This window comes from Acidimicrobiales bacterium, from assembly GCA_040219515.1.
GTDB lineage: Bacteria > Actinomycetota > Acidimicrobiia > Acidimicrobiales > Aldehydirespiratoraceae > JAJRXC01.
In genome coordinates this window covers 133861-154541 of sequence record JAVJSI010000005.1, presented here as the reverse complement: position 1 = coordinate 154541, position 20681 = coordinate 133861, and the positions used below count along the sequence as shown (strand labels likewise).

Sequence of the window (20681 nt, the reverse complement as noted above, 5' to 3'; positions counted from 1 at the left end):
GGCCAGACGCTAGCCCGACACCACCGGTGGATCGGGTTTCCAGCCCGGGCGCTACGCGAGTGCCCGGACGAAACCCAATGCGAACGGCGCGCTCGCGCACGGTACGGCCACCGACAGGGTCCATCCGTCGGACCAGCCTTGAATCCACTGGCCGCGCCCGAGGTCATGTACGAACGGGTCGAGTAGGTAGCCCTCCAGCTTGGTGTCCGCCAGGTCGAACTCCATCCACACCTCCCCGACATTGATCTCTTCAATGCGTGCCGATCTCGGCCCGGCCCCGGAGCTAATCTGCGTCCGGTACCAATTGTTGATGTCGGCCACCACCCCGGCGATCTCCGCCTTGGACGCTCGTTCACGACTCCCTGCCATCATCCATCCCTTCGCAACTCGGCGTCGCTACGCTAGGTAGCGACTCTGGGTTGCAAATCTATCTCGCAGTCCAGTTCCTCCGCAACAGCCACTTCTCCAGGACTGCCGACCCCCGATGTCGAAACGCCGAACCCGCGACGAAACCCGCGAACTCGTGATCGAAGCTGCCCTCGACCTCGTGCGGAAGCACGGCCTCGGAGTGGAGCCAACAACGATCACCTACCAACGCGTCTTTGATCACCTACACACCACTAGAGGAATCCGAATCACGAGAGCCTCCGTGCACGAACGGTTGTGGAGGAGCCAAGAGGATTTCCAAGTCGACGTCCTCCTTCGTGTCAGCCGTATGGCCACCGGCCTGGGCGCAGCCAACTCAGTGGCGGCTGAGGTCCTTTCCGCTACCGCCGACTGGCTACCTCTACCCACCATGCGCGAGGTTGCGCGACGTGCGCCCAACGAGGTACTCGCCATTGCCGCAGCCGACCCGCTGTTCTACAGCTGGGTCGGCTTCACGCTCAGCCTTGCGAAAGACTCGGTGACCCCACCCGACACTCGGGAGATCCTCGCTGAAACGACACACACGGAGTATCTCGAGACCGAGCTGCGTGGGGCGGAGCTTGTCAAAGGCATCGCTCTCGCCATCGGCGTTCGTCCTCGCGTCGCGATGTTCGCCTCGCCCGAAGATGGCTACGAGTTGATCGCCCGGCTAGGCCTGATGCTCGCCGAAGGGGCGACTGTCAGAATGCGGTTCGATGAGGACGAGCTGCCGGATGTGACGTTGAAGACTGGGCCCGACGGCGAAGAGCAAACTTGGACGGCGTTCGCTGCCGGCTACTGGGCTCTGCTCAACACCTTCCTCGAAGTCGATCCCGATGCGCCTGGTTCGGCCACCGACGGCGACTAGGCGACCGAAACGCCGAGGACCGAACCGATCAGATAGGTCGCCGCGCAGGCACCCACGGCCACCAACACCTGCCGCGACGCCGTCCGGATCTTGGACCGCTCGGTGAATGCCGCAATCGCGAATCCCACGATGGCGGCCGCGACCACACCCAGCACCACGGACGCCACCACCGCACCGGCGCCATCAGTGACGAGCCAGGGCGCAAGCGGTACGAACGCGCCCAACGCGAACGCGCCGAACGACGCACCGGCAACGGTGAGCGGACTCCCGGCGCCGTCCGGATCGACACCCAACTCCTCTCGGGCGTGCACGTCGAGCGCAACGGCCGGGTCGGCCATGATCTCCTCGGCCAACTCGTCGGCGGTTTCCGGCTTCAGGCCGCGATCGCGATAGATCGCAGCGAGCTCACGGGTCTCCGCCTGCGGGTTCTCCTCGAGCGAGCGCCGTTCGATCGCCAGTTCGCGCTCGATGAGTTCGTTCTGAGCTCGGACCGAGACCCACTCACCAGCCGCCATCGAGATCGCCCCGGCCAGGAGCCCGCTCACTCCGGCCAACCGCACGAGCGAACCGTCGGTGCTCGCACCGGCGATCCCGAGGATCAACGCGACGTTGGAGACGAGGCCATCACTGACGCCGAACACTGCGGCTCGCGCCTCGCCGCCCTGCACGTCGCGGTGCCGATGCACCATGTGGTGATCGTGCTCATCGCTCGAGGCTGACAGTTCCATGTACCGCAGTGTCGCAAACTGGAGGGCACCGTGCAGTGTCAGAAGACGGGAACTGTCCCGATCTCGCCGTTGGCATCGAGAAATTCGATGGCAGCATCGTCGAGACCGAGCTCCCGGAGAATCTCGAAGTTGTGTTGTCCGAGGGTCGGTGTCGCCCTACGAATCCAACGATCGATGCCACGAAGCCGGAACGGCTGTCCCGGCATCAGGTGTGTTCCCACGGCCGGATGGGTGACCTCTTCGTAGAACTCTCGGGCCTGAAACTGGGGATGGAACCGCAGCATGCCGTGGTTGCGACAGGCCACCGCCGGCACCCCGGCCTCCTCGAGCGCCGCGGCGGCATCGGCGGCCGATCTCGCCGCCGCCCATGTGCCGATGATCCGATCGATGTCGTCGTGGGCTTCCTGGCGCTCGAGCACCGTCGGGAACCGGACCGGGTCCACTCCCACGAGCGCGGCGAGGGCGACCCACTCGGCATCCGTCTCGACCGAGATCGCCAGCCACTGCTCATCGCCGGCCGCGGCATAGACACCCTGCGGCGCCGCAAAGCGACTGCGGTTGCCGATACGACCGAGCTCGACCTCGTTTGCCGTCCACTCGACGATCATCTCCGCAGAGCAGTTGATCGCCGCCTCGACCATCGGCGACTCGATGAACACCCCGGAACCGGTCGTCTCACGTTCCCGCAACGCCAGGATCGCCGCGAATGCTCCGTGCATGCCGGCGATCGGATCACACGGACCGCGCATGATCCGCGGCTGGTCGTCGACATGACCCGTGAGCCACGCCATACCCGACATCTGCTCCATGGTCTGGGCGAAGCCGACCCGCTCACGCCACGGTCCATCGAGTCCGAAGGCGGGCATGCGCACCATGACACAACGGGGATTGCGCTCATGGATCACGTCCCATCCGAGGTCGAACTGCTCCATGACCCGCGGGCTGAAGTTCTCGACGAGCACGTCGGCCGAGTCGACCAGCCGGAGCAGGAGGTCGCGGCCCGTCGCCGAGCCCAGGTCGAGGGTGAGGTCGCGCTTGTCGCTGTTCGCGGCCACGAACATGTGACCCCACTCCCACCAGTCCTGCGTCCCGAACATCATGCCGGTGAGGCGCATGCCGTCAGGGTGCGTCACAGACTCGACGTGGATGACGTCGGCACCGAGCGCGGCCAGCACCTGGGTGGAGGACGGTCCCGCCCACCAACTCGTGAGATCGAGCACCCGCACACCCTCGAGCGGACGAGCCGAAGGGTCGGCGTCGCCCGGCTCGGGCCGATGGACCGTCTCCACGCGACCGGTGTGTTCGCCGATTGCCGGTGCCGGGCCGGGGAGCGGCGGGCGGTCGCCGTTCACGAGCCTCGGTGGTCGGGGAGCGGCAAACCCGCCGGACTGCTCCGGGAAGAAATCCCGAGCGAGTAGATGCGGCTCCGCAAGTACCCCGGGACCGTCGTTCACGCTCGCCACCGGCACCCGCAGCGCACTCGCGAGGTCGACGATCTCCGCCACGGTGTGCTGGGTGGTCCATGCCGCGACGATCTCGTTCCACTCGTCGAGCTCCGCCGTGCGAGCCTGGAGATTGGCCCAATGCGATTCCATGAGGTCCGGGCGCTCGATCATCAGACAGAAGTTCTGGAACTGCTGACGCGTGTTCGTGTTGAAGCCGACCCAGCCGTCGGACGCCGGCTCGATCGACGGCGCTTCGATGCTTCGCAGCGGCGGCTCGTCACGGCCCGCCATCTGCATCGCCAGATCGGCGAACGTCGATGCCGAGATGGACGCCGCCTCGGCAATGGAGACATCGACGACGTCGCCCACACCGCAGGCTCGAGCGCGCACCACTGCGGCCAACGCTGCCGGGGCCGCGTACGAGGCCGCCGTCCAGTCGAAGACCGATCCTCCGGCCACGAACGGCACCTGGGTGACATGTCCCCGACAGGACACCGAACCCGAGTCGGCCTGGATCAGGAACTCGTTGGGCGTGCGCTCGGCCCACGGTCCGTCGAGTCCGTACGGCCTGATCGAGACGACGACCACCTGCGGATGACGAGCAGCGATCGACTTCACGGCCTCGGGCGCCGTCGCCGCGTCGGCGACAACGAGGGTGGCGGATGCGAGCAGGTCCTCGATCGGGTCGCCGGCCGGCGGGTCGGTGGCGACCTCGCCCACGACCGACCGCGTCCCGGCGGCGAGGAACCGGAACAGTGGCCCCGACTCACCTGCGGCCAGGGGTCGACCGGACCGGAGGCGCAGCGCCGCACCCGACGCCGGCTCGACACGAATCACGTCGGCACCGGCATCGGCGAAGAGCCGTGCGAGGTAGGCACCGGCAATCCCCTGTGAGAGGTCGACAAGGCGTACGTCGGCGAGAGTCACGGGGATCACTTCATCAGCTCGGGTCGACCGCCGCCAACCGAGTCCGATACCTCCGGGTCTCCGGAGTGGCCGGTGATAGAACCGCGCGGTGGATTTCCGCCTGATCGCCACCGACCTCGATGGCACGATGTTCGGCCCGACCCACGAACCCGAACCGCCGACGGTCGACGCGCTCAACGCGGCGGTGGATGCCGGCATCATCGTGGTCGCCGCGACCCGGCGGAGCTGGTTCGGCGGTGCCGCCCTCGCAACGGGAACGGGCGCGCGCCTCGAGGCGTTCATCGGGTCCAACGGCGACACCGACTGAATCCACCAGCCTCGTCGAGGAACGGATCACGTTCCCGTCCACCGCGCTGACCGCGCTGACCGCGCTGGTCGAGGGCGTCACGCGGCTCGGCGACATCGGCCTGGGTTTCGAGCTGTCCGACGGGATGGCGTGGACCGGGCGTTTCGCCGAGCTCAGCCCCGCGAGCCACGAGAGGAGACGTCGACGACCCTCGGCGATGCCCGTCGACCGTTTCGACGACGTCGGCAAGGTGTTTCTCGCCCACCCGACGGTCACCCAGGTCGAGCTCGTGAATCTGCTCGCCCCATTGGTCCCCGACGAGGTCACCGCCACGAATGTCGAGTTCGGTGTCGCCCGGGTGGTGAACCTCCTGTTGTCACGCTGACGCGTGGCACGATGCGACGCATGCCAACCGGCCGCTACGCCCCGAGTCCCACGGGTACGTTCCATCTCGGCAACCTCCGAACGGCGGTGGCCGCGTGGCTCTTCGCCCGAGCATCACAGAGCGACTTTCTTCTCCGCTGGGAGGACCTCGACCTCACGGCCGACCCTCGTCACGAGTCGTCGCAGCTCGCCGACCTCGCCGCACTCGGGGTGACGTTCGACGGCACTCCACTCCGCCAATCCGACCGCACCGACGCGTACGCCGAGGTGATCGCCGACCTGACCCGGCGTTCGTCGACCTACCGCTGCTGGTGCTCGCGCCGCGAGATCCAAGAGGCCACCCGGGCGCCCCACGGTGTGCCCGGCTCGTATCCGGGAACCTGTCGTCATCTGAGTGCACGGGAGATCGCAGTGCACGAGCGGTCGGGCCGAGAACCGGCGCTCCGCCTCAGGACCGACTCGGCCGAGGTCGAGATCGTCGACTCCCTCCACGGACGCGTTCGTCGGGCCATGGACGACATCGTGCTTCGCCGTGGCGACGGCACCCCTGCCTACAATCTCGTGGTGGTGGTCGATGACGAGCACCAGGGCGTGGGCCAGGTCGTGCGTGGTGACGACCTGCTCGACTCCACCCCACGCCACGCCTATCTACAACGGCTTCTCGGCTACCGCGAACCCGTCTGGACCCACGTGCCGCTCGTGGTCGACACGTCGGGCGAACGGCTGGCGAAGCGCGATGGTTCAGCCGGATTGGCGTCCTGGCACGACGCCGGTGGTTCGAACGGCGGGCTCATTGCCGCATTCGCCACGACGTTGGGGATACCCACCAGCGCCTCCGGTGAACCGCCGACGCTCGGTGATCTCGTCACAGTGTTCGACGCCGACCGGATCCCCCTCTCCCCGGCGGCATACGACGGCGGAGGACCGAGGTTGTCGCTCGCAGACTGAGCCGACAGGATCCCCCGGTGAATGCCCGACTGTTGACGACACGTTTCCTGGCGCTGTGCGCCGCCGCGTCGTTGTACTTCCTCGGTCTGAACATGACGATTCCCGTCCTTCCTTTGTTCGTCGAGGAAGAACTCGGCGGTCGTAATCTCGAAGTCGGTCTCGCCGTCAGCTCGTTCGGTATCGCGGCCGCATTCATCCGTCCGTTCATCGGGCCGTTGGGCGACCGGATGGGGCGGCGGACCCTCGTCATCTCCGGCACACTCCTGGCCGCAGCGGCGACCGCCACGACCGCACTGGCCGACACGATCCCGGAGGTCATCGCGATCCGGGCAGTGACCGGCATCGGCGAAGCCGCGGTGTTCGTCGGCATCGCCAGTTCGATACAGGACCTCACGCCCGATGATCGGCGCGCCGAAGCCGCCTCCTACTTCTCGCTGACGATCTATGGCACGCTGCTCGTCGGGCCGCTGCTGGGCGGGTGGATCCGCGACGACTACGGCACCGACTGGGTCTTCATCGTCGCCGGCGTCCTCGCGGCGCTGGCCGCTGCGGTGGGCCTCTCGGCGCCTGGACCCCCCCAGACGAAGCCACCGTTTCCGCCGCTCCGCCGGCTCATCCATCCCGCTGCGATCCGGCCCGGGATGATGTTGTTCGCCGGACTCCTCGGCTACACCGGCTTCCTCGCATTCGCCGTCGTCCACGGCGAACGCATCGGGATGGAGAACACCGAGCGGATCTTCGTGGTGTTCGGTGCCGTCATCATCACCCTCCGACTGTTCGCCGCCCGTCTACCCGATCGGCTCGGCCCGCTCCTCACGACCCGCATCTCTCTCTCGTTCGGGGTGTCCGGACTCGTCATCCTCTTCCTCTGGCAGGAACCCGCTGGGGTCTACGTCGCCGCGGCGGTCCTCGCCGTCGCCCAGACCTTCCTCTTCCCGGCCCTGTTCGCCCTCGTCGTGGACCGGGCTCCCGACGAGGAACGCAGTCAGGCCATCGGCAGCTTCTCGATGTTCTTCGACCTGGCCTTCGGATTCGGCGGTCCGATCATCGGCATCATCGGCGACTGGGCGGATCTCGGCACGGGCTTCCTCTTCAGTGCCGTCATCGCGGCGATTGCCCTCTTGTCGGCCCGCCGCCTGCTCGGCGATGCGCTCGTCACCACGACGATCGACGACATCGGGCCCCGCGGTCGACGGTAACGTCGGCACCATGACGGACGTCCCCGAGTGGTTCACCACGGCGATCTCCACCCAGCCGACGGCCCGCACGGTCGACGTCGACGGAGCCGACATCAACTATCTGTCGTGGGGCGAGCGAGGCCGCCCCGGCATCGTCTTCGTCCACGGCGGCGCGGCCCACGCGCACTGGTGGAGCCATGTCGCGCCGGCGTTCCTCCGCGAACACTCCGTCGCGGCCATCGACCTGTCGGGCCACGGTGACAGCGACCGACGCTCCGAGTACTCCCTCGATCTCTGGTGCGACGAGGTCGCCGCGGTCATCGCCGATGCCGACTTCCAGGGTCCGCCGCTGCTGGTCGGACACTCGATGGGCGGTTTCGTCACCATGGCCACTGCAGCTCGGCACGCCGAGTTGCTCGCCGGCGCCGTCATCATCGACTCACCGGTCGTCGAGGTCGATCCCGAGGTCAACGTCGGCCGCGCCACGGACCTGTTCCAGAAGGAACGGGAGTACGAAGACCCCACCGGTCCGATCGAACGGTTTCGAACGATTCCGGAGCAGGACGTCTACCTGCCCTACGTCATGGAGCACGTGGCGTCCAACTCGCTTCGCCACGATCCCGACGGGCTCTGGCGCTGGAAGTTCGACTCGAGGATCTTCGTGCCCCGTCGAGGCGATGCCGACGAGTACCTCCCCCAGATCACCTGCCGTGTCGCCCTTCTTCGTTGCGAGCACGGGCTCGTCACCCCCGACATCGGCGACTACATGTACGAGCAGCTCGGGCGGGTGGCCCCGGTCATCGAACTCCCGACGGCGGGCCATCATCCGATGCTCGATGTGCCGCTGATCCTGATCACTGCACTTCGTAGTCTGATCGCCGACTGGGATCACAGCCGTCCGCTGCGGCGGTCGCCGGACTGACCGGTCTCAGTTCGTCGAGGAGATGAGCTCGGCGAACGGTGCCATCTTGTCGGACGGGCTGCCGATGAACATGAAACCGGGGATGATCATCCGGTGCATGCCCCAACTCGCCGCTTCCTCGACGGCCGCCGCCGGGTCGTCGCCGAAGATGCCCGGGTGGGAGCTGGTCATCTCGAGCGCGTCGGGGTCGCGACCGGCGTCAGCCGCCGTTTGACGGGCGATCTCGAAGAGCTCGGCGATGTTTCCCTTGGCCGGAAAGAACCCGTCGCCCATCCGACCGGCCCGCTGCGCGGCTGCCGTGCTGTGGCCACCGATGTGGATCGGCACGGGGCCGTCCGCCGGCTTGGGGTTCGAGCTGATGTGGTCGAAGTCGATGAACTCGCCGTGGAACGAGACGTCGTCGCGGTCCCACAGGGCGCGCATCACTTCGGCGTACTCCTCGGTGCGTCGGGTACGGCCTTCCCACGGCACGTCGAGCGCATCGAACTCCTCCCTCAACCAACCGATGCCGACGCCGAGGATGACTCGGCCTCCGGACATCATGTCGAGGGTGGCCACCTCCTTGGCGTAGGTGACGGGGTGCCGTTCGGGAAGCAGCGAGATTCCCGTCGCGAGCTTCAGCGATGTCGTGTGCGCGGCCACGTAGCTGAGCCAGATCAGCGGGTCGGGTATCGGGCTGTCACCGCTTCCGGGCATCTTGCCGTCGGGGGCATACGGGTAGGTCGACTCGTAGCCCTCGGGGTAGACGATGTGCTCGACCGTCCAGAGCGAGTCGAAGCCGGCATCCTCCGCCGCTCGGCCGAGCTCGGCGGCGCCGTCGCCGGTGACGAACGTGACCGTGTTGGCGAACCCGATTCCGAACTTCATCTCTGACTCCTCGTCGAACGGTGACCGCCATCCTGCCCCGACCGCACGTCGGCGGAAAGCCCGTCGACGAAAAGAGTCAGGAGCCGTGTCAGGCGGTGCGAGTCAGGGAGTGAACGACGACGTGTCGATGCGACTGAGATCGATGACGGTCCGGAGTTGGCGTGCCTTCAGCTGAAGCCGGCCGTCGTCGGCCCAGACGGTGATCTCCTCGTCGGTGAGGCCGGCGTGCCCGCGTGTGGCCACGTGCCGCACGAGCAGGGCTTGATCCGCAGTACCGCCGACGTCGGGCCCGAAGTGGACGACGTGGTGGAGGCTCGGTGTCGCGCACATGCGATCGGCTCGCCGGATGACCGGCGGAGGCCAGACGTCACTTGCCATGAGCGCCAGTCGATGATCCCAGGGGCCGGGTTCGGTCGGGCGAAGCCACCCACCGTCCTCGTTGGGCACGACCTCGCCGTCGTCGCCGAATCGGCGATGCGGCACGAACCGGCCATGGACGTTGGTCGCCCATCCCGGCACCTCGGTGCCGTCGGGTTCGGTCGGTGGGGCGACATCGGGCATCGGATCGTCGAGGTAGGTCGGGCCCTCTCGATCACCGGCGAACAGACCGGTTGCCACTCCGATCGTGTCGTCTCCCACGAACAGGCGGGCCGTGACCGAATGCACCAGTGCGCCGACGCGTTCGCTGGTGACCGCGAAGTCGAGTGGCCCGACGGGTACGCGCCGCAGGAACTGGTGCGAGTAGACCCGCGGCAGACGTGTGGGGTCGTCGACCTCGGTGCACATCGCCTGGAAGCCGAGCGCCATCAGGTAGCCGCCGAACGGACTGCCCGTGCCCCAGAACTCGCCGTCGTCGATGTGGCGGCGGTAGCGGCCACCACCCAGCGAATCCAGTTCGGTGCGTTCATCGAGAAGCCATGACATATGCCTGCGGAGGGTACGCGCCGCCGTGTCAGGATGACGAAATGCCCGCCTGCCCGACCATCGAGACCGAGCGCCTCGTACTGCGACCGCTCGGGGAGGGTGACCTCGATCGCTACTTCGCGATCCACACCGCGCCCGACGTACGCGCGTCGCTCCACAAGCCCGACAGCTACAGCCCCGACGACGCATGGACCGAGATGGCCCTGATGCGCGGCCAGTGGGCGCTGCGCAACTCGGGCCAGTGGGCAGTCGAATTACGCGACACGGGTGAGCTCATCGGCCGGGCGGGCACCCACCGGCCGCAGCGCGCCGACTGGCCCGGTCTGGAGTGTGGTTGGACGTTCGATCCTGCCCACTGGGGTCGCGGCTACGCCACCGAGGCAGGCCGGGCCACGGTGGAGTGGGCCTTCGCCAACCACGACGATGACCACCTCTACAGCGTGATCCTCCCGACCAACCGACCGTCCCAGGCGGTGGCGAAGCGGCTCGGGTTCACACTGCTCGAGGAGAGGACTCTCGCCTTCTTTCCCTCGGCACCGCATGGCATCTGGGTTCTCCCCCGCCCTCAATAGGCTTCCGGCCGATGGCCACCACCACCGATACCGCCCTCCGGGACCGCTATGTCGACCTGCTGATGGGGTGTCTCACCCGCGAACTATTCCTCGACGAGGAGACCCACGACGTCGACCTCGGGGACTGGCCGAGCGACACCGACGCGCTCCGCTCGACCCTGCGGGCCAACGGCTGGCGCCTCACGAGTCGCGGCGGTGACGCGGCAAGGCGTCTCGATGGCAACGACTGGCCTCCGGCGGCGGAGACCATGGTCGGGCGGCAACGACTGGCCGACGTCCGCCACCGTGTCGACCGGGTCATGGCCGACGGCGTCCCCGGGGACTTCATCGAGACCGGCGTCTGGCGCGGCGGCGTGACCATCCTGATGCGCGGAATGCTCGAAGCCTGGGGCGACCGGAACCGGCGGGTCTGGGTGGCCGACAGTTTCCAGGGCCTGCCGACGCCCGACGCCGAATCGTTCCCCCAGGATGTCGGCCACGACCTGTCGGGCGTGCCCGCGCTCGCGGTGTCGGCCGATCAGGTGAGGGCCAACTTCGATCGCTACGGCCTACTCGACGACCAGGTGCAGTTTCTCGAGGGTTGGTTCCGCGACACCCTTGCGACCGCGCCGATCGATCAGCTCGCGGTTCTGCGCCTCGACGGCGACATGTACGAGTCCACGATGGACGCCCTCGAGGCGCTCTATCCGAAGCTGAGCGTGGGCGGCTACGTGATCGTCGACGACTACGGCGCTTGGGAGCCGTGCCGCCAGGCCTGCACCGATTATCGCGACCGCCACGGCATCACCGACGAGATCGTCCCGATCGACTGGACTGGCGTGCACTGGCGCCGCGGTGCCTGACGCCGGCCGTCTCCGAGGACTGACATGACCAAGATCTCCACCTACTACGGACTGCTCCGGCGGGCCCACGAGATCGTGAGGCCCGAGCGCTATCTCGAGATCGGCGTGCACGAAGGCCACAGCCTCTCGTTCGTTCGGCCCGGCACGCGCGTAGTCGGTGTCGACCCCGAGCCGAAGGTGGAGAACCCGCCCGACAACACAGTGATCGTTCCGGCCACCAGCGACGCGTTCTTCGCCGACCCCGAACTGGTCGCCCTCCTCGATGGAACCATCGACCTCGCGTTCGTCGACGGCCTCCACCTCCACGAGCAGACCCTGCGAGACGTCGCCAACGTCGAACGTCACTCGCATCCCGACGGCATCATCATGATCCACGACTGCCTGCCCATCGACGCGAGGACCGCCTCGCGCGACCGCAGTACCGTGGTGTGGTCCGGCGACGTGTGGAAGGTCGTCGTGGCGCTGCGTCGCCACCGGCCCGACCTCACCGTCACGACGGTCGACGTCGAACCAACCGGACTCGCCATCGTGAGCGGACTCGATCCGAGCAACACGATCCTCCACGACGACTACGACGCCATCATCGACGAGCTCGCGGGACTCGGGTTCGACGACCTCGAAGCCGTGGGCCGCGACGAGATGCTCGGCGTGGTGCCGGGCACCTGGGATCGCGTCGAGCCGCTACTCGTCGCCGGCTGAGGCGAGTTACCCTGACGCCGTTCGACGACAGCCTCAGGGAAGAGCAGCGACATGGCACAGACAGTGAAGGGCGTGGTGGCCAAGGCCAAGGGCGAACCCGTCACCATCGAGAACATCGTGATCCCCGATCCGGGACCGGGCGAGGCCGTCGTGGCCATCCAGGCCTGCGGTGTGTGCCACACCGACCTCCACTATCGCGAGGGCGGCATCAACGACGAGTTCCCGTTTCTGCTCGGTCACGAGGCGAGCGGCATCGTCGAGTCGGTCGGCGAGGGTGTCACCGAGGTCGAACCCGGTGACTTCGTGATCCTCAACTGGCGCGCGGTGTGCGGAACCTGTCGGGCCTGCAGGAAGGGTTCGCCGCACCTCTGCTTCAGCACGTTCAACGCCCAGCAGAAGATGACGCTCGAGGACGGCACCCAACTCTCCCCCGCTCTCGGCATCGGCGCGTTCGCCGAGAAGACCCTCGTCGCCTCGGGCCAGTGCACCAAGGTCGACCCATCGGCGTCGCCCGCTGCGGCCGGCCTCCTGGGCTGTGGAGTGATGGCGGGCATCGGCGCCGCCATCAACACCGGCGGCGTGAGCCGGGGCGACAGCGTTGCTGTGTTCGGGTGTGGCGGCGTGGGCGACGCGGCCATCGCGGGCTCGAAGCTGGCCGGCGCGTCGACCATCATCGCCGTCGACCTCGACGACCGGAAGCTGGAATGGGCCAAGGGCTTCGGCGCCACCCACACCATCAACTCCGGCAACGAGGACGCCGTCGAGAAGATCCGGGAGTACACGGGTGGCTTCGGCGCCGACGTCACCATCGACGCCATCGGCCTGCCGTCGGTCTACCAGCAGTGCTTCGAGGCCCGCGATCTCGCCGGCACCGTGGTGCTCGTCGGGGTTCCGACCCCCGAGATGACGATCGAACTCCCCTTCCAGGAGGTGTTCGGCCGCGGCGGTGCCCTCAAGTCGAGCTGGTACGGCGACTGCCTGCCCTCCCGCGACTTCCCGATGCTGATCGACCTGTACCTGCAGGGCCGCCTGGATCTCGACGGCTTCGTGTCCGAGACGATCACCCTCGAGGACGTGGAAGAGGCCTTCCACAAGATGGAACGCGGCGAAGTCCTCCGCTCCGTGGTCGAGATCTGATCGTGGCGATCGAACTGGTCACCACCGACGGGATCTTTGCCCTCGACGGGGGCGAATGGGAGGTCACGAACAACATCTGGCTGGTCGGCGACGACCGCGAGGTAATGGTGTTCGACGCGGCCCACGACCATCAGCCGATCGTGGACGCGATCAACGGTCGCTCGGTCAGCGCGATCGTGCTGACCCACGGCCACAACGACCACATCAACGCGGCCGAGGCCCTCCGCGACGCGGTCGACGCGCCGATCCTGCTCCACGCCGACGACCGGATGCTCTGGGACGCCGTCTACCCCGACTCCTCACCCGACGGTGAGGTGGTCCCCGGCACGACGCTGTCCGCCGGCGGCCACGAGGTGGGCGTCGTCCACACCCCCGGCCACTCCCCCGGCTGTTGCTGCTTCCACGACGTCGCCGCGGGGCGCGTGATCAGCGGCGACACCCTTTTCTGCGGCGGACCGGGTGCGACCGGGCGCAGCTACTCCGACGAGCCGACCATCCTTCGCTCGATTCGCGACCACCTGCTCACCCTGCCCGGCGACACCGTCGTGCACACCGGCCACGGCGACACCACGGTGATCGACGACGAACGCGACCGGGTGCTCGACCGCATCGCCGAACTCGGCATCGACTAGGGCTACCGCGCTGGTTCTGGTGGACCATTTGTGCGGAACGCACACAAATGGTCCACCAGAACGGACGACCTCGGTCAGATCGAGAGTGTCCGGCCGGCTACCCGGGCCCGGGTGCCGATCAGGTCCTCTTGCACCGCGTTTGCCGCGAGGTCGGCGTCGTCGACCGCGGCGACCGCACGCTCGCCGGAATCGAGATCCACGATGGCGCAGACGCGAGACGGTTCAGTGCCCGCGTAGGTCACTGTGTAGGTCACCACCGTGCCCTCGCCGTCGGGATTGTCGTCGAGCGGCGCCACTGCCGTCGCCGCCGTTGCTTCCTCGACGAGATCGGCCACGAGGAGTCCGTCGCCCGGCGGCTCGGTGGACCACACGGCCAGGGCCGGCTTGGTGAGCAGCCCACTCACGGCGGTGACCGCGCCGAAGGAGCCCGGCTCCGAGCGCACCTTCTCGATCATGGTGACCGTCGCCTGGTACACGAAGTTGTTGAACGGGCCACCGGCGAACGCCATGCCGCCGGTGAGCGTCGGCGTACCGGCGGGGTCGAGACCGAGTTCGTGCTGTTGGATTCTCACGGCCACCGGGAAGCAGCTGTAGAGCTCGACGAAGTCCATCGCCGACACCGGGCGACCGATGTGGGCGGCTGCCGCCTCGCCCAACACCCGCATCGCCGGCCAGCGGTGGAGATCCGTGCGCCGGCTGAGCGACAGTGACAGCGACGACTCGAGCCCCACGTGGGGGTACACGCGACGACCGGGATCGACCCCGAGCCGGTCGGCGGTGGCCACGGAGCAGAAGACCATGGCCGAGGCCTGGTCGACACCCCACTGGCTGTTGTGCCACTTGTTGTAGGGGAACGCCATCGGCCGGTTGGACGGGCCCGGATCCCTGATCTGCGCCGGCGACAGGGACGCCCCGAAGTCGGCGTGGGGATTCCGACCGGCCACCTGGTTGAAACGGTGCCAGATCGCCGCGATGTCATCTCGATGCTCATCGAGCGTCCAGCCCTCGGCGGCCCGACGAGCGTTGTCGATCAACGCATATTGCTGCACCGGCGCGACCGCGCCGATCTCGATCTCGGGCCGAGCGACGATCTCCCCCTGAGGCGACATGTCGAGGTCGGGAGCGAGGCCGGCCTGATCGTGACCGGCCAGCTCGATCCCGGTGCGGCGTGCGACATCGTCGCGGTACTTGGTCTCGCCACCGCACACCACGGCGACCTGGGCCGCGCCGGATCGGATCGCCTCGAGTGCGTGGTTGATCAGGGTCTGCTGCGGGATGCCCACATCGGCGGCCACGGTGAAGGCGGTGACGCCGAGCGCATCGGCGACCCGCTGCGCCGCATCGGGAAGCGCCGACAGCCCTCGTGTGGCGCCGATCCAGTCCACCTCCCGAGTGACCGCGGTGCACTGCGTGTCGGCCAGCGCGGCCTCGACCGCCGCCGCGATCAACCCCGTGGTGTCGAGACCGGCACCCGGTTCCTCGAGGCGCTGGTGCGCGGCACCGACACCGACCAGTACCGGCAGAGAAGGATCCAGGCTCATGGAGCGAAACCTACCCGTGGTGTTCGATCAGCCCCGAACTCGCCCGTGACGAGAACGCGTTCTACTCTCGTGTTCGCACCCCCAGGGAGATCACGCATGAACCAACTGCTCGATGCCGCACGAGATCTGCGCCGCACGCTCGACGCCGAAGGCGAGAAGGCCGAGGCCGCCGGGTCCCCGATGACCGACGAGGCGGTGCGTGTCTGCAAGGAGGCCAACCTCTACGGGGCCCTGGTCGCGAAGGAGGTCGGCGGGGCCGAACTGAGCGCGCTCGACAGCCTCGACGTCTTCACCGAACTCGCTCGGGCCGACGGCTCCATCGGGTGGGTCGTCATGGCCGGCAGCACGGCCACGGCCTACTTCAGCTCGTACTGCCCCGACTCGTTCACCGATGTCATGTTCGCCGACGGCGTCCCCCTCGTCGCCGGGCAGTTCGCCCCCAACGGCACCGCAGTACCGAAGGGCGACGGCTTCGACATCACCGGCAACTACTCGTTCGGTTCCGGCCTCGAGCATGCCGACTGGGCCGGCTCTGGCTCGTTCACCACACCCGAGGAGGGCGATCCCGACTACATCTTCGCAGTGGTGCCGAAGTCCGAGGCCGACATCGTCGGCAACTGGAACGTGATGGGCCTGCGCTCGACGGCCAGCTACGACTACAAGATCGACAGCCACGTACCCGCCGACCGCACGTTCTCGATGTTCGGGTTCACGCGCCATCGTGGGGGCAAGCAGTTCGACCTGGGCATTCTCCACCTGACCGAGATCGGCCACGCGGGATGGGCTCTCGGCGTCGTGCGACGCGCCATCGACGAGGCCGCAGTGATCGCCAAGACCAAGCAACGCATGACCGGCAAGACCGGGCTGGCCGAGGACCCGAGGTTCCAGTACGACCTGGCCGAGGCCGAGAGCCTCTTCCGAGCCGGCGACCTCTGGATTCGATCGAGCTTCGCCAAGGCCGAAGCGTCGGCGCTCGACGGTGCGCCCGACCAGACGCTCGTGGGCGAGGCGCTCCAGGCCACCTCGTGGTTCACCCAGCAGGCCACCGAGTCGTTGCAGAAGCTCTACCGCCACATCGGCACAACCGCGCTGCGCGACGGCGCGTTCCAGCGGGCGTTCCGCGACATCCACGCCGGCAGCCAGCACGCGATGGTCAGTCCGGCCCACACGTTCGCGTTCGCGGAGGGCATGCTGGGCGCCGCGCCCGAGGCGGCCGTCGACTGCTGAGGGGCCCGGCGGACGGTCAGACCGTGACCGAGGTGAGATCGTCGCCCATGACGATCTCGCCGTCGAAGTACTCGGCCGCGATCGCGACCCACTCGTCGTACTGCTCGGGCGTCGGCGTAGGGACGTAGTGCGTCATCAGCAGCGTGCCGACACCGTTGCGGGTGGCCGTCTCAGCCGCCTGGCGCACACTCGAGTGGTAGTCGAGGATGTCCTGGAGGCGGGCGCTGGGGACCAGCGCCACGAGGTCTTCACGGATCACGGTCTGCACGTAGACATCGGCGCTCGCCGTCATCTCGTCGAGACCGTCGCACGGGATGGTGTCGCCGGCCAGGGCCACCACCTTTCCCTCGCGTTCGACGCGATACCCGATGGTCGGTTCGACGGGCGCATGCATCGTCCGGTGCGCCGAGACCGCCATCGATCCGACGGTGAAACGGTCGCCGGGTGAGAGCTCGGTGATCTCGAGGAACGGCTCCCAGTCGAGGTCCTCGTGGTGGGCGAGCCGATAGCCGACGTCGGGGGCCAGGGCCCTCATCGTGTGCTCCACATAGGCTGCGATGCCCGGCGGGCCCCAGATCCGCAGCGGCGTGGGCTGTTGGGTCATGACCCAGTGGGTCGTGATGACGTCGTTCAGGTCGGTCAGATGGTCGCTGTGAAGATGGGTGATCAACACGCCCTGGAGCAGCACCGGCATCGATCCGGCGGCCGCCATCCGCATCACACAACCACGGCCTGCGTCGACGAGCACGTGCTCGAGCCCACCCTCGCCGGCCTTCAGCAGCGTCGCCGGCCCGGCCCGGTTCGCATCGGGTATCGGCGAGCCGGTGCCGAGAAGGACGATCTCCATGGAATTCTCCCGGTCAGTCATGGGCGGGTCAGGCGGGTGCGGTGCGGTCGAGCAACCCGAGCAGTGTCGCCCGAATGGCGGCCGACGACTCGTAGCGGCTCAACATCCGCACATGGCGCAGATAGTCGATCGAGTCGATCGAGAGGGCGACGGCGAGCGCCTCTTTCACCGATGCCCGGGACTCGGCGTCGAGCGGAGTGAGCTCGGGCGCGAACTGCTGTCCGACCTGGCTGACCGCCCGCCTCGCCATCTCACGATGGTGTTCGGCGATGATCGGCTCCACCGGCGCGAGCATGTGACCGACACGGGAGACCTGTTCGGAGACCTCATAGATCTCCTGCCGGTTCTCGATGATCGCGTCGACCCGTTCGATGAGCGGTCCCTCGCCGATCGCGCTGATCACGAGACGATCGAAGATCGAGCTGAACTGGCGTTCGACAGCGACGCGATAGAGCTCGTCGAGATCCTCGAAGTAGCGGAACACGCTGCGATGCGACACGCCGGAACGTTCCGCCACCTGTTCGACACCGGGCTGGAGGTCGCCCTCGCGATAGATCTCGAGCAGCGCGTCGACCACACGGTCGCGGTTCTGGTCGCGCCGCGCCCGGCGGCCGTCGATGCTCGGCAGCGGCTGGGCGCTCATCGATGTCCGGGAGCCATGTAGAACCAATAGTGGAACGGGGCCCCCTGCTCTGACAGCGCCGCGCGCGCGGCCAGGACGACCTTGCCGGCCTCCGTCGACTCGAAGAACCAGTTCTCGACCGCCCGGCCACTGCCGATGGGACCGTTGACCAGCTCGACCGCCGTCTCCTCGTAGTAGGTGCGGATGTCGTGGCAGACCCCGACCGTGTTCTTCCCCGGCAGCTCGGCCTCCTTGAGGGCGGTCCCGGCGATGATGCGTTCGAGCGCGGCCAGGGCCGCGGGGACCGTGTCGGCATCGATCGAACGTCCGACCGAGGTTGCGCCCCGCCGCTCGACGACGCGGTCGTAGGCCTTGCGAATACCACGGGCCTCGGCCACCGCCGGCGATGCATCGGCGTCGAAGGCGGGCGGGAGCTGACACGCGATGGCGTCGGTGCTGTCCTCGATCACCGTCGGATGGCTCTCGATGACCGGGCCCGAGGGTGCGTCCAGGAGGGCGAAAGCCCGGGCCAGCACGTCGTGTTGGAACTCGGCGTCGCCGGGCACGCCCAGCGGCCGGCCCAACGGGAACTCGCCGTGGAACGCGCGCGGCGGCGCGATCTTCTCGGCGACCGGGCGCATCGAGGCCAGGGTCACCGTGGCGATACCGGCCGCTTCGATGAGATGGGCGAGCACACACACGGTGCGCGTGCAGAGCGGTCAAACGGGTGTGAGCAGGACGACATCGACCCCGGCCGCTTTCAGTTCGGCGGCCGCCGCCGGTCCGGAGTCGTGGATGATCGTGGCGACGTCGTCGGGCTGATTGCCGGCGAACGAGTAGTGGGTCGCGGCCACTGCGCCGATGACCCCTTCGGCCGCGAGCTCCTCCAGCCGGTCGATGGGATACACCACGTTGAGGTCAGCGGTGAAGCCGGCCCGGTCGAAGTTCGGACTCCAGTGGCCGAGCACCAGATCACGGGCCTCGCGGGGGATCCGGCGATAGCTGGTGTCACCCTGGGCGAACGGATCGTCATCGGCACGGTGCAGCGCAGCCGAGGTCACGATCGCCACGGTCGCCTCGGCCAGCGGCACTGGCGTGACGAAGGCCGGTGATGTGAATTCGGGCGCCGGCAGGGTGGACGCATGGGCACGCATCGGAGCGTCGGCGGACATCGGTCTCCCTCTCAGCAGCTCAACGCCCAGACCTTACATATGACAGTCCGTCTGACACAAGTTTGACCGCTCGTCACTGCTGGGCGGAACCCCGCGCCTGGATGTCAGCACGGGTTTCGGCCAGGCGCTCGGGGTCGAACCCACCCGACGCGGACCAGCGCTTGCTCACCTCGGCCTCCACCAACAATCCGTCACCGACGGCGACCGAGTGGGTGGCCCAGTAGAGGCGCTTCATGGCGGCCGACGCCGGCGCCGGGACCGTTGCCATGTCGCGGCCGAGCGCGGTGGCCCGATCGAGGAGCTCGGCGTGGGGCACGACCTCGTTGACCAATCCCCATTCGCGCGCCTGCTCGGCCGGGACGTAGTTGCCGGTGAAGCTCATCTGTCGGGCCCGGCGGACCCCGATGGCCCGCGGCAACTCCACCGAGAGCCCCCAGCCCGGAAGGATCCCCACCCGGGCGTGGGTGTCGGCGAAGGACGCACGGTCCGACGCCACGAGGAAGTCGCAGGCCAGCGCGATCTCGAGACCGCCCGTCACCGCCGGCCCGTTGACCGCGCCGATGATCGGCGTGGTCATGTCGGGTGGGAAGGGATGCCCGTCGTCGGAGCCCGAGGTGATCCGGCCGCCCCCGGCCAACTCCTCGAGGTCGAGGCCCGCGCAGAAGGCGGGATCGGCCCCGGTGAGCACGATCGCCCGGACATCCTCTCGCTCGTCGAGCGAGCGAAGCGACGCCCGTAGGCCGCCGAGCAGCAGCGAGTTCAGTGCGTTGCGCACTCGGGGTCGATTCATCACGACCAGCGCAACCTCGTCGGCGACCTCGATGTGCAACACGTCGTCCATGGTCGTCGGAGGCTACGGGGTCACGGGCGAGAGGTCGAGGCCGAGCGCGATCAGGTCACGCCGGCACTGGTCCGGCGACGTGAACAGGACAGTGTGGAAGCCGAGTCGGGCCGCCGCCGCGATGTTCGCAGGGCTGTCGTCGATGAACACGGCCGTCTCGGGGACGACCCCGTGTCGGGCACACAGCAGCTCGAAGATCTTCGGATCGGGCTTCACCACTCCCTCCCGACCACTGATGACCACGCCGTCGAAGTGGCGCAGGAACGGCAGTCGTTCCTCGGCCATCGCGAACGTGTCATGACCCCAGTTACTGAGGGCGAGAAGGGCCAACGGTCGGGCCCGGAGCTCCTCGAGGATGGCCACGGATCCGGCCAGGACCGGGCCGAGTGTCTCCGCCCATCGGTCGCGAAACGCCTCGATGAGTTCCCGGCGATCGGGGTGGCGATCGGCCAGCGCTCCCGTGACCTCGCCGAGCGGTACGCCGCGGTCGAGGTCGGCGTTCACCTCGAGTGTCAGGACCGTGTCGAGAAACTCGTCGAGCTCGGCCGGATCGCTGATCAACTGCCGGTACAGCAGCCGCCGGTCCCACTCGACCAGGACATTCCCCAGGTCGAAGACCACCGTTTCGAGCGGTGCGGGGTGATCAACGACTGTGTCGGTCGGCACA

General features: G+C 67.9%; 24 protein-coding genes. 12 read left to right on the top strand and 12 right to left on the bottom strand.

The features are described 5' to 3' along the window. Window positions 1-51: 51 nt before the first annotated feature. A complete protein-coding gene (locus tag RIB98_03250; protein ID MEQ8839972.1) occupies window positions 52-369 on the bottom strand; it encodes a hypothetical protein in 318 nt (105 codons plus the stop codon). 346 nt (window positions 370-715) lie between these two features. Here RIB98_03250 and RIB98_03245 point away from each other — a divergent pair, with 346 nt between their 5' ends. Further along, the gene (locus tag RIB98_03245) at window positions 716-1273 is read left to right on the top strand and encodes a hypothetical protein (protein ID MEQ8839971.1); all 558 of its coding nucleotides are present in this window, start codon (window positions 716-718) and stop codon (window positions 1271-1273) included. Here the strand turns inward: RIB98_03245 and RIB98_03240 are convergent. Beyond that, complete coding sequence (locus RIB98_03240; protein ID MEQ8839970.1) at window positions 1270-2001, bottom strand: VIT1/CCC1 transporter family protein; 732 nt, start codon at window positions 1999-2001, stop codon at window positions 1270-1272. The genes RIB98_03245 and RIB98_03240 overlap by 4 nt on opposite strands. Window positions 2002-2039: 38 nt before the next feature. After that, window positions 2040-4373, bottom strand: coding sequence for a CoA transferase (locus tag RIB98_03235; protein ID MEQ8839969.1), 2334 nt, complete (start codon window positions 4371-4373; stop codon window positions 2040-2042). An 88-nt stretch (window positions 4374-4461) separates the two neighbouring features. Here RIB98_03235 and RIB98_03230 point away from each other — a divergent pair, with 88 nt between their 5' ends. The 5 genes from RIB98_03230 to RIB98_03210 all read left to right on the top strand — a co-directional run bounded on the left by RIB98_03230 (window position 4462) and on the right by RIB98_03210 (window position 8091). Beyond that, window positions 4462-4680 (top strand): HAD hydrolase family protein, encoded by a 219-nt coding sequence (locus RIB98_03230; protein ID MEQ8839968.1) that lies wholly within the window; start codon window positions 4462-4464, stop codon window positions 4678-4680. A 196-nt stretch (window positions 4681-4876) separates the two neighbouring features. Continuing rightward, on the top strand, window positions 4877-5044 hold the full coding sequence (locus RIB98_03225) for a hypothetical protein (GenBank protein MEQ8839967.1): 168 nt from the start codon (window positions 4877-4879) through the stop codon (window positions 5042-5044). A 20-nt stretch (window positions 5045-5064) separates the two neighbouring features. Continuing rightward, window positions 5065-5991 (top strand): tRNA glutamyl-Q(34) synthetase GluQRS, encoded by a 927-nt coding sequence (gene gluQRS / locus RIB98_03220; protein MEQ8839966.1) that lies wholly within the window; start codon window positions 5065-5067, stop codon window positions 5989-5991. A gap of 17 nt (window positions 5992-6008) precedes the next feature. Then, window positions 6009-7190, top strand: coding sequence for an MFS transporter (locus RIB98_03215; protein MEQ8839965.1), 1182 nt, complete (start codon window positions 6009-6011; stop codon window positions 7188-7190). Between the two features lie 10 nt (window positions 7191-7200). Continuing rightward, the gene (locus tag RIB98_03210; GenBank protein MEQ8839964.1) at window positions 7201-8091 is read left to right on the top strand and encodes an alpha/beta hydrolase; all 891 of its coding nucleotides are present in this window, start codon (window positions 7201-7203) and stop codon (window positions 8089-8091) included. A gap of 6 nt (window positions 8092-8097) precedes the next feature. Here the strand turns inward: RIB98_03210 and RIB98_03205 are convergent, their stop codons facing one another. Together RIB98_03205 and RIB98_03200 are read right to left on the bottom strand one after the other, a co-directional pair. Further along, on the bottom strand, window positions 8098-8958 hold the full coding sequence (locus RIB98_03205) for an LLM class F420-dependent oxidoreductase (protein MEQ8839963.1): 861 nt from the start codon (window positions 8956-8958) through the stop codon (window positions 8098-8100). 102 nt (window positions 8959-9060) lie between these two features. Continuing rightward, window positions 9061-9882: a thioesterase family protein gene (locus RIB98_03200; GenBank protein ID MEQ8839962.1), complete on the bottom strand. Its 822-nt coding sequence runs from the start codon at window positions 9880-9882 to the stop codon at window positions 9061-9063. 41 nt (window positions 9883-9923) lie between these two features. Between RIB98_03200 and RIB98_03195 the strand changes: the two genes are divergently transcribed. The 5 genes from RIB98_03195 to RIB98_03175 are packed head-to-tail and all read left to right on the top strand — an operon-like array spanning window position 9924 to window position 13764. Further along, a complete protein-coding gene (locus RIB98_03195) occupies window positions 9924-10454 on the top strand; it encodes a GNAT family N-acetyltransferase (protein ID MEQ8839961.1) in 531 nt (176 codons plus the stop codon). An 11-nt stretch (window positions 10455-10465) separates the two neighbouring features. Beyond that, window positions 10466-11296 carry a TylF/MycF/NovP-related O-methyltransferase gene (locus tag RIB98_03190; protein MEQ8839960.1) on the top strand — a complete coding sequence of 277 codons (831 nt, stop codon included), beginning with the start codon at window positions 10466-10468 and terminating at the stop codon, window positions 11294-11296. Window positions 11297-11320: 24 nt separating this feature from the next. Further along, complete coding sequence (locus RIB98_03185) at window positions 11321-11995, top strand: class I SAM-dependent methyltransferase (protein ID MEQ8839959.1); 675 nt, start codon at window positions 11321-11323, stop codon at window positions 11993-11995. 51 nt (window positions 11996-12046) lie between these two features. After that, entirely contained in the window at window positions 12047-13132 is a 1086-nt protein-coding gene (locus tag RIB98_03180; GenBank protein ID MEQ8839958.1) for an S-(hydroxymethyl)mycothiol dehydrogenase, read from the top strand. Window positions 13133-13134: 2 nt separating this feature from the next. After that, window positions 13135-13764, top strand: a complete 630-nt coding sequence (locus tag RIB98_03175) for an MBL fold metallo-hydrolase (GenBank protein MEQ8839957.1) — start codon at window positions 13135-13137, stop codon at window positions 13762-13764. A gap of 74 nt (window positions 13765-13838) precedes the next feature. On the opposite strand, the gene RIB98_03170 is transcribed toward RIB98_03175, so the two are convergent. After that, the gene (locus RIB98_03170; GenBank protein MEQ8839956.1) at window positions 13839-15305 is read right to left on the bottom strand and encodes an OB-fold domain-containing protein; all 1467 of its coding nucleotides are present in this window, start codon (window positions 15303-15305) and stop codon (window positions 13839-13841) included. Window positions 15306-15401: 96 nt separating this feature from the next. Between RIB98_03170 and RIB98_03165 the strand changes: the two genes are divergently transcribed. After that, on the top strand, window positions 15402-16532 hold the full coding sequence (locus tag RIB98_03165; GenBank protein ID MEQ8839955.1) for an acyl-CoA dehydrogenase family protein: 1131 nt from the start codon (window positions 15402-15404) through the stop codon (window positions 16530-16532). Window positions 16533-16548: 16 nt separating this feature from the next. Here RIB98_03165 and RIB98_03160 read toward each other — a convergent pair whose 3' ends face one another. From RIB98_03160 to RIB98_03135, 6 genes are all read right to left on the bottom strand, one after another. After that, on the bottom strand, window positions 16549-17379 hold the full coding sequence (locus RIB98_03160; protein ID MEQ8839954.1) for an MBL fold metallo-hydrolase: 831 nt from the start codon (window positions 17377-17379) through the stop codon (window positions 16549-16551). Window positions 17380-17407: 28 nt separating this feature from the next. Continuing rightward, window positions 17408-18022 carry a TetR/AcrR family transcriptional regulator gene (locus RIB98_03155; GenBank protein MEQ8839953.1) on the bottom strand — a complete coding sequence of 205 codons (615 nt, stop codon included), beginning with the start codon at window positions 18020-18022 and terminating at the stop codon, window positions 17408-17410. Further along, complete coding sequence (locus RIB98_03150; GenBank protein ID MEQ8839952.1) at window positions 18019-18696, bottom strand: hypothetical protein; 678 nt, start codon at window positions 18694-18696, stop codon at window positions 18019-18021. Before RIB98_03150 ends, RIB98_03155 begins: the two co-directional genes overlap by 4 nt. A 24-nt stretch (window positions 18697-18720) precedes the next feature. Further along, window positions 18721-19173, bottom strand: coding sequence for a glycine/sarcosine/betaine reductase selenoprotein B family protein (locus tag RIB98_03145; protein ID MEQ8839951.1), 453 nt, complete (start codon window positions 19171-19173; stop codon window positions 18721-18723). A gap of 73 nt (window positions 19174-19246) precedes the next feature. Beyond that, window positions 19247-20014 carry an enoyl-CoA hydratase gene (locus tag RIB98_03140; protein MEQ8839950.1) on the bottom strand — a complete coding sequence of 256 codons (768 nt, stop codon included), beginning with the start codon at window positions 20012-20014 and terminating at the stop codon, window positions 19247-19249. A gap of 12 nt (window positions 20015-20026) precedes the next feature. Beyond that, the gene (locus RIB98_03135) at window positions 20027-20680 is read right to left on the bottom strand and encodes an HAD family phosphatase (protein ID MEQ8839949.1); all 654 of its coding nucleotides are present in this window, start codon (window positions 20678-20680) and stop codon (window positions 20027-20029) included. Window position 20681 lies beyond the last annotated feature (1 nt).

Bases quoted from the DNA above. Each gene is read 5' to 3' on its own strand.
- gluQRS (MEQ8839966.1), top strand. From the start codon at position 5,065: ATGCCAACCGGCCGCTACGCCCCGAGTCCCACGGGTACGTTCCATCTC.
- RIB98_03160 (MEQ8839954.1), bottom strand. From the start codon at position 17,379: ATGGAGATCGTCCTTCTCGGCACCGGCTCGCCGATACCCGATGCGAAC.
- RIB98_03210 (MEQ8839964.1), top strand. From the start codon at position 7,201: ATGACGGACGTCCCCGAGTGGTTCACCACGGCGATCTCCACCCAGCCG.
- RIB98_03170 (MEQ8839956.1), bottom strand. From the start codon at position 15,305: ATGAGCCTGGATCCTTCTCTGCCGGTACTGGTCGGTGTCGGTGCCGCG.
- RIB98_03180 (MEQ8839958.1), top strand. From the start codon at position 12,047: ATGGCACAGACAGTGAAGGGCGTGGTGGCCAAGGCCAAGGGCGAACCC.
- RIB98_03140 (MEQ8839950.1), bottom strand. From the start codon at position 20,014: ATGGACGACGTGTTGCACATCGAGGTCGCCGACGAGGTTGCGCTGGTC.
- RIB98_03165 (MEQ8839955.1), top strand. From the start codon at position 15,402: ATGAACCAACTGCTCGATGCCGCACGAGATCTGCGCCGCACGCTCGAC.
- RIB98_03185 (MEQ8839959.1), top strand. From the start codon at position 11,321: ATGACCAAGATCTCCACCTACTACGGACTGCTCCGGCGGGCCCACGAG.
- RIB98_03190 (MEQ8839960.1), top strand. From the start codon at position 10,466: ATGGCCACCACCACCGATACCGCCCTCCGGGACCGCTATGTCGACCTG.
- RIB98_03155 (MEQ8839953.1), bottom strand. From the start codon at position 18,022: ATGAGCGCCCAGCCGCTGCCGAGCATCGACGGCCGCCGGGCGCGGCGC.
- RIB98_03205 (MEQ8839963.1), bottom strand. From the start codon at position 8,958: ATGAAGTTCGGAATCGGGTTCGCCAACACGGTCACGTTCGTCACCGGC.
- RIB98_03225 (MEQ8839967.1), top strand. From the start codon at position 4,877: ATGCCCGTCGACCGTTTCGACGACGTCGGCAAGGTGTTTCTCGCCCAC.
- RIB98_03245 (MEQ8839971.1), top strand. From the start codon at position 716: ATGGCCACCGGCCTGGGCGCAGCCAACTCAGTGGCGGCTGAGGTCCTT.
- RIB98_03145 (MEQ8839951.1), bottom strand. From the start codon at position 19,173: ATGTCCGCCGACGCTCCGATGCGTGCCCATGCGTCCACCCTGCCGGCG.
- RIB98_03195 (MEQ8839961.1), top strand. From the start codon at position 9,924: ATGCCCGCCTGCCCGACCATCGAGACCGAGCGCCTCGTACTGCGACCG.
- RIB98_03240 (MEQ8839970.1), bottom strand. From the start codon at position 2,001: ATGGAACTGTCAGCCTCGAGCGATGAGCACGATCACCACATGGTGCAT.
- RIB98_03200 (MEQ8839962.1), bottom strand. From the start codon at position 9,882: ATGTCATGGCTTCTCGATGAACGCACCGAACTGGATTCGCTGGGTGGT.
- RIB98_03250 (MEQ8839972.1), bottom strand. From the start codon at position 369: ATGGCAGGGAGTCGTGAACGAGCGTCCAAGGCGGAGATCGCCGGGGTG.